The following is a 6,807-nucleotide window of genomic DNA, read 5'->3' on the forward strand; positions in this document are numbered from 1 at the left end:
GCCGATGACCTCGCCCGGCCTGACCTCCATGGAGAAGCCGTCGAGCGCGACGACGCCCGGATAGGTCTTGCGCACGTTCTCAAGGCTGAGGAACGGGGCGGTCACGGATGCAGCAATGGATGTGTCGGAATAATTCATCATGCCTGACAGCGATTGGCGGGCCAATTTCTGAGCATGATCTTTTCCGAGAACCGGCTTCCACTTTTCGGGATCATGCTCTTGGCTTTTGGCAGACTGACGATCCTCGCGGTGTTCGTCAATGCGAGCAGCCGGCCCAAGCGACGTTGAGCCGGCTGAACTGCTTCAAGTCTTAGTTTCCGGCCATCGCCTTCAGATTGGCGGCGTAGGCGTCGACGTCATCCTTGCCGATGATCTTGGTCGGGATGATGATGAGGTTGCCTTCCGGGATGCCCGACTTGTCGCCCTTGAGATAGGCAGCCATCAGCTTCATGCCCTGATAGGCCCATTCGAAGGGCTGCTGCACGACGGTGGCGGCAATGGTGCCTTCCTTGACGCCGCCGAGCGTGATCGGATCGTCATCGAAGCCGACGACGGTGATCGAGCCGAGCTTGCCGGCGTCGCGCAGCGCTTCATAGATGCGCGGCGTGTTGTAGGAGTAGAAGCCGACCATGCAGGTGACGTCGGGGCTGGCGACCAGCGCGTCCTCGACATTCTTCTTGGCGCGCGCCTGGTCGATGTCGTCGCCGCGCACGTCGATCAACTCGATCTTGGTGCCGGCCAGGCCGTCCTTCATGCCTTGGATGCGCTCCTTGGCATTGTCTGCGCCGAGCAGGCCGACGAAGCCGAGGCATTTGCCGCCATTGGGCATCGCCTTCTTGGCGATTTCGGCCGCCTGCTTGCCGGCATCGACGTTGGACGAGCCGATATAGGCGACGCGCTTGGTCTGCGGGGCGTCCGAGTCGGTGGTGAACAGCGCCGTTTCCGAAGCGATCTTGTTGAGGCCATCGGTCGAGGTCTTGGGATCGACGGCCGAGACCATGATGCCCTTGACGCCGGCGGTCACCAGATCGTCCATCAGCCGCTGCTGGATGGCGACCGAGGACTGCTCGGGATATTTGAGCTCGAGCGTATAGTCGGGCAGTTCGCCCTGCGCCTTCTTGACGCCGGCTTCGGCGGCCTTCCAGAAATCGGAAGCGCCGTTGACCACGAAGGCCAGCGTCGGCTTGTCGTCGGCGCGCGCGATTGCCGTGGCCGACAGGCCAAGCAGCAGCGCGGTCGCGGCTACGGATGCATTGCGTATCAAGGATTTCATGTTCAACCTCCCGTTTGGCTCAGTCGTTGGACCGGCCGATCTTGCACTGACCTGATTTGCCGTTTGCAGCGTGGACGCCCTCCTCCTCAAAGGGGTTCCCGGCACCGAAAGAATGGCGTCGTTCCAGCCACGACAGCGACCTTAGAGACTCATCCTTCATTCGTAAATAGTCCGATTTGTCTGACATATCACATATCCGAGACAAGGCTTGCGGAGATAGGATCCGCTCGCCACCGGGCCATTTTTCGTACTCTCCCGTCGCCCCGGACGTGACCGGCCGGATGCGACGATTGACGGTACAGCGCATTTTTGTATTAGTAAACAGTATTAGTTCCGAGCCAATGCCAGCGGTTTCGCGGTGTGCCCGCCGGCGTGCCGCCCTCACCGCTGGGCAGCCGCCCAGGCCTTTTGTTAATTGAGCTTTCGCTTGTATGGAGATGCGTGGCGGATGGACCTCCGGCATACTAATAGTTATAAACGAGCTTGACGTTATTCCGATAAATCGACGGCGTCACGCCACCTTGCCGGCCTGACCGGCCAGCCAGACTGGGATTTGCCATGAGCGAGACGACGGATCGGGCCAGCGACACAGCGAGGCGGCGCAAGGCGCCGGCCAAGGGCGCCAAGGGCCGCGTCACCATGATCGATATCGCCAGGGCCGCCGGCTGCTCGCAGGCGACCGTGTCCTTCGTGCTCAACAATTCGCCAGGGATCAAGCTGTCGCAGCAGACCCGCGAACGGGTGATCGAGGCCGCACGGACGCTTGGCTACACCGCGCCCGCTTTCGAGGCGCTTCACCCGGCATTGCCTGCCTTCGAGGGGCCCGCCTTCGAAGGGCTGGACGGGGTGATCGGCTTTGCCGTCGACCAGCTCGCCACCAGCCCCGAAGCCGTGGTCGCCATCGAGGGCGCGCGCCAGGCCTCGTGGAATGCCGGCAACGTGCTTCTGGTGGCGCAGACGCTGGGCGATTCCGTCATGGAGCCGCGCGCTATTTCAGCGCTGACCAAGCGGGGCATTTCGGCGCTGATCTACATGACCATCTTCACCCGCGAGATCACAGCGCCCGACTATCTCTACGGCCTCGACATCCCGGTGATCCTGCTCAACTGCTACACGGCGGACTACGCCTTCCCGTCCGTGGTGCCGAGCGAGATCGCCGGCGGCCAGAGCTCGACCCGCCATTTGATCAGCCACGGCCACCGCCGCATCGCCACCATCACCGGCGAGCCGTGGATGCAGGCGGCACAGGACCGGCTGAAGGGCTACCGCCGCGCGCTCGCCACGGCCGACATCCCGTTCGATCCCGAGCTGGTGGTCGAGGGCGACTGGTCGGCCAGCGCCGGCTATGCCGCCACCGTCAAGCTGCTGGCGCTCAGGGATAAGCCCACCGCCATCTTCTGCCAGAACGACCGCACCGCGATCGGCTGCTACGAAGCGCTGAAGGAAGCCGGCCTGCACATTCCGCAGGACATCTCCGTGGTCGGCTACGACGACGAGGAAATCGCCAGGCATCTGTTCCCGCCGCTGACGACCTCGATCCTGCCGCACATGGCGATGGGCCAATGGGCGATCGAACAGCTGGAAGCGCCGGCGGCGCCTGGACGGGGGCGGTATCCGATCACGAAGCTGGAGTGTCCGCTGGTGGAGCGGGAGAGTGTACGGGGGGTGGTAGGGTAACGCGACTCGGCGGGCCCGCGCTGGCTTACCTTCGACCGTTAGGGAAACCTGACCAGTGGGACGAAGAGCTGATGGCTGCAATGCAGACGATTCTTGCGCGGAAGGGGGTCAAGGTCGAAGTCTGAGACATTCATTCCCATTGGTGCAACAGACCGGCACGGTTGCGAATTTGGGGTTGGACACGCCGTGCCGGCCAGTGCTGGACACCCCAGCCCGATTACGCTACCGGCACAACAGGAATCCAGCAATTAAGCCTGATGGTCTAGATCGCGAGTGCAGAGCCTGTTCTCGCGCTTCAGGGAGCCCTTTTACCACGGGCATTACTTCTCCTCCGGGCAGTCCAGCAGCTTCGCATGGCGATGCATTTCTTCGCACCCGTCCGACAAGGCGGGCTTGAACCATTCCGCTTTGTCTTTCTTCAGGCCTTCGGCACTGGTCCGCTAACCTTGCCCTGCACGCGGTCCCACAGGCAGTTGCGTCTGCCGAACTTGAAATTGAGGTTGACGGTGCCGACTTGCGGAATCGGCTGTCGTTTCCTGGAGAAAGCAAAAAGCCCGCCACCTTTCGGCAGCGGGCTTTCCAAAACTGTAACTCTCTTGGTTAATCGATAATCCCGGATGAGCTGGGCGAAGCCGTCACTGACGACAGTCGCTCACGCTTCGTGAAAACGGGCTTCTGATAGATTTTCTTCATCGACATTCCCCTTTGCCAATAATGTGTCACTCTTTGCCTTCCGCCGGGCAGCGTGTCAATCGCGCACGGCGGTATGCCGATGGCCATCACCGCCTCCACGGAAGGGACGCTGATGGCATAACTTGCCCATCGTTTTCGGGTGATTAACAAAAAGGGCAATTATATAACTGACAACCCCGCTCTTATTGGCGCTGGTTGTCAGGAAAGATCTGCCTGCGCCTTGCCCTTGCCGATAACCTTTGCTTGCCTACTGTCCCGACCATGAGAGGAGGCAAACATGGAACGGCTTTACCCGGTAGCTCTCGTGACGCTGTTTTGTAGCTTGATGATATTCGGAATGGCGGTGACGGTCGCGAGAACCCACAAGAAGACTGGCATACTGGCGCCCGCAATGACCGGCGACCCGCTCCTTGAACGAACCATCCGGGCACATGCCAACGCGGTGGAATGGTTTCCTATCTTTATGCCGTCGATGTGGCTGTTCGCGATCTACTGGAATGCCGCGTGGGCTTCCGGCCTTGGGCTGCTCTGGATGATAGGTCGGATTGCATATTTCGTAGGGTATCGCACCGCGCCCTTGAAGCGCTATCCCGGCTTCTTCGTCCAGTCGATTGCAGCCTTCGCGCTGCTTTTTGGCGCTCTGGGCCGGATCATCTATCTGATGCTCTAGGCGCTCCCCAGCCGCGGGAGAACGGCACGGTACCTCATAAGCGGAGATAGGGCGCACTCCCTCCGATCGGTGTCGGGTCGGTAATATTGCTGGACGCGTTCGAGGGGCGCCAAATGCTCATCGCCTCCTATTACATGTGGTTCGACGGCCGGCCGGCAGCCGAGCAATGAGGGGTGTACCTTCTTCACGACGCAGGTGGCCCATTCGCGGGCTCGCGACACCCTCGCCGCCGAACGCTGGCGGTTGCCCTGGCTGGCGGTTGAGAAGAATTATGCCTTTGAAGGGCTGAAGGGCCGCGTGAGCCTGCTCGACCGCAAAGCTGCCAACGACAAACGCAGTGCCCCGAAACGGACCTACATGGAACTGGCGCACCCGACAGGATTCGAACCTGTGACCTCTGCCTTCGGAGGGCAGCGCTCTATCCAGCTGAGCTACGGGTGCTTTCCGGAATCCGGAAAACGAACCAGCCGGTGAACCGGCAAGTCACGGCTTCTTAGCGGAAGCGGGCGCGGGCTTCAACGGGCAATTGGCGATTGGCGTAGCGACTTGGGCCGGGTGCGTCCAGGCTGCGGCCTACGAGGTTCCCGCCCCCGCCTTCACCGTCCGCCTTCCACGCACCGCCCGCTTCGGCTTCTTGGCGCCCGCCAGTTCGTGCATCGCGTCCAGCTGCATCTGCTGCATTTCGGCGAGCCGCGTCCATTGGCGCGAGATGAGGTAGTCGAGCTTTTCGTGCAGATGGCGCACTTCGAGCTCGGCCTTGAGGTTGACGCGGTAGTCGTTGAAGGAGCGCAGGCGGTCCTTGGACTCCTGCCGCCGCTGGCTCATCATGATGATCGGCGCCTGGATGGCGGCAATGCAGGAGAGCAGCAGGTTGAGCAGGATGAAGGGGTAGGGATCGAAGGCGCTCGACATGCCGGCGACCAGATTGATGCCGATCCACACCAGCAGCACGCTACCAAACGAGATCAGGAACCACCAACTGCCGCCGAAGGCCGCCATGTTGTCGGAGACGCGGTCGGCGAAGGTGCGGTGCTCCTCGAATTCTTCTTCCGAGTTTTCGGAAATCGTGTCCTGCCTGGCGATCGATTCGACCACCTGACGGTCGAGCTCGGAGAATTCGCCGTGCTCCTGCTGCAGCAGCTCCTCCATATAGCGCATGCGGTAGCGGCCGAGCTCGGCGCGGCTGATGCGGGCGCCGGCCGGCAGGTCGGGATGGTCCGAGCGGATGCGGTCGGCGAGGCTCGGGCGCAGCGTGTCGATGCGCACCAGATCGCGCTTGCGGAATTTGCGGCCCGATATCGCCGACGGCTTTTTCTTCGGCTTGCCACGGTGGGCGCCGGGGCCTGCCGGTTCGGAGTCCGGCACTTCGGGCGTGTCGAAGTGTTCGTCCGATACCGGATCGGCCTCCAGCTCACCGACGATCGGCGCCTCGAAATACTCGCCGCCGTCATCGTTCTGATTGTCTGCCGCCTGTTCGGACGTTTTGGGGACGGTGCTCATGGTGGGCTCCTGAGGGTGCTGGGCGACGATAGACAGAGGTGGCGGCGCATAGCCAGCGCCGGGCACGGATTTCGCAGGCCGGACAAGTGTTTTTGATCGGAGAGGCGATGTGGCTGACGGCGGCTCGCCCCTCAGGGAGGGTGGAGACGTTCGAAATTGGCCGGAGCGGGAAGAACTTGCCCGATGTTTGCGCCAATCACCCCCCTCTGTCCTGCCGGACATCTCCCCCTCAAGGGGGGAGATTGGCTGTTGTCCCGGCTTTCGCCAATTTCCACCGTCACAGGAGTGAGCGGAGCGCCGAAGCTGCCAATCTCCCCCCTTGCGGGGGTTGAGGAGCGGTCCGCGCAGCGGGCGGAAAGCCAATTGCTTGGCTTTCCGAGCGACGAACATCCGGCAGGACAGAGGAGGGCGCTGTCCCGCCAACGTGCACAAGGTTCTGCAGGGCGGCGGGCAACAAAAAACCCGCCTTGCGGGCGGGTCACGTTTCCAGTCGATCAATTGGCGCGACTCAGCACCATACCGAAAATAGTAGCATAGCTGCCCTCAGGGTCAAGAAAAAATTCCTATCGATATCCATCCCCGCGCAGCCAAGCGCGATGCTTGCTACCGGCAGCTCGCCCTTCGCAGGCTCAGGGCGTTCGTCGTTCAAAAAGCCAAGCAATTGGCTTTTTGTCCGCTACGCGGACCACTCCTCACTGTTCCGCGAACATCAGCCTGGTCTTGGCGCCGTCCGTGGTCGGCGACAGGCTGCGCTGGATCAGCGCTTCGACATGGTCGTTGCGCTGGCGGGCTGAGTCGGCGCCCATCACCACGACGATCAAATTGCGGCCGTCGGCATTGTAGGAGGTGACGATGTTGAAGCCGGACGCCCTGATGTAGCCGGTCTTGATGCCGTCGACGCCGCGCACGCGGCCGGCTGGTGCGCGGCCACAACGACATGCTCGGCCGCGGAACATGAAGTCGCTTTCGGAGAAATAGTGGAACTGCTGGGGAA

Annotated in this window: 4 protein-coding genes, 1 tRNA gene and 1 pseudogene; 2 read left to right on the forward strand and 4 right to left on the reverse strand. The window is 62.0% G+C overall.

The features are described from left to right. Positions 1-310: 310 nt before the first annotated feature. The gene (locus tag ENZ75_RS15795) at positions 311-1,273 is read right to left on the reverse strand and encodes a sugar-binding protein (RefSeq protein WP_013528381.1); all 963 of its coding nucleotides are present in this window, start codon (positions 1,271-1,273) and stop codon (positions 311-313) included. A 558-nt stretch (positions 1,274-1,831) separates the two neighbouring features. Here ENZ75_RS15795 and ENZ75_RS15805 point away from each other — a divergent pair. After that, positions 1,832-2,950, forward strand: coding sequence for a LacI family DNA-binding transcriptional regulator (locus tag ENZ75_RS15805; protein WP_063169765.1), 1,119 nt, complete (start codon positions 1,832-1,834; stop codon positions 2,948-2,950). A gap of 970 nt (positions 2,951-3,920) precedes the next feature. Continuing rightward, complete coding sequence (locus tag ENZ75_RS15815; protein WP_013528384.1) at positions 3,921-4,313, forward strand: MAPEG family protein; 393 nt, start codon at positions 3,921-3,923, stop codon at positions 4,311-4,313. 364 nt (positions 4,314-4,677) lie between these two features. On the opposite strand, the gene ENZ75_RS15825 is transcribed toward ENZ75_RS15815, so the two are convergent. The 3 genes and pseudogenes from ENZ75_RS15825 to ENZ75_RS15840 all read right to left on the reverse strand — a co-directional run. After that, positions 4,678-4,754 (reverse strand) — tRNA-Arg (locus ENZ75_RS15825). A 132-nt stretch (positions 4,755-4,886) separates the two neighbouring features. Next, complete coding sequence (locus ENZ75_RS15830) at positions 4,887-5,813, reverse strand: DUF1003 domain-containing protein (RefSeq protein ID WP_063169764.1); 927 nt, start codon at positions 5,811-5,813, stop codon at positions 4,887-4,889. Positions 5,814-6,505: 692 nt separating this feature from the next. Continuing rightward, positions 6,506-6,807, reverse strand: a pseudogene (locus ENZ75_RS15840) (D-alanyl-D-alanine carboxypeptidase); the annotation flags it as partial.

This window comes from Mesorhizobium sp. M7A.F.Ca.CA.002.04.1.1 (assembly GCF_004022805.1).
GTDB lineage: Bacteria > Pseudomonadota > Alphaproteobacteria > Rhizobiales > Rhizobiaceae > Mesorhizobium > Mesorhizobium ciceri.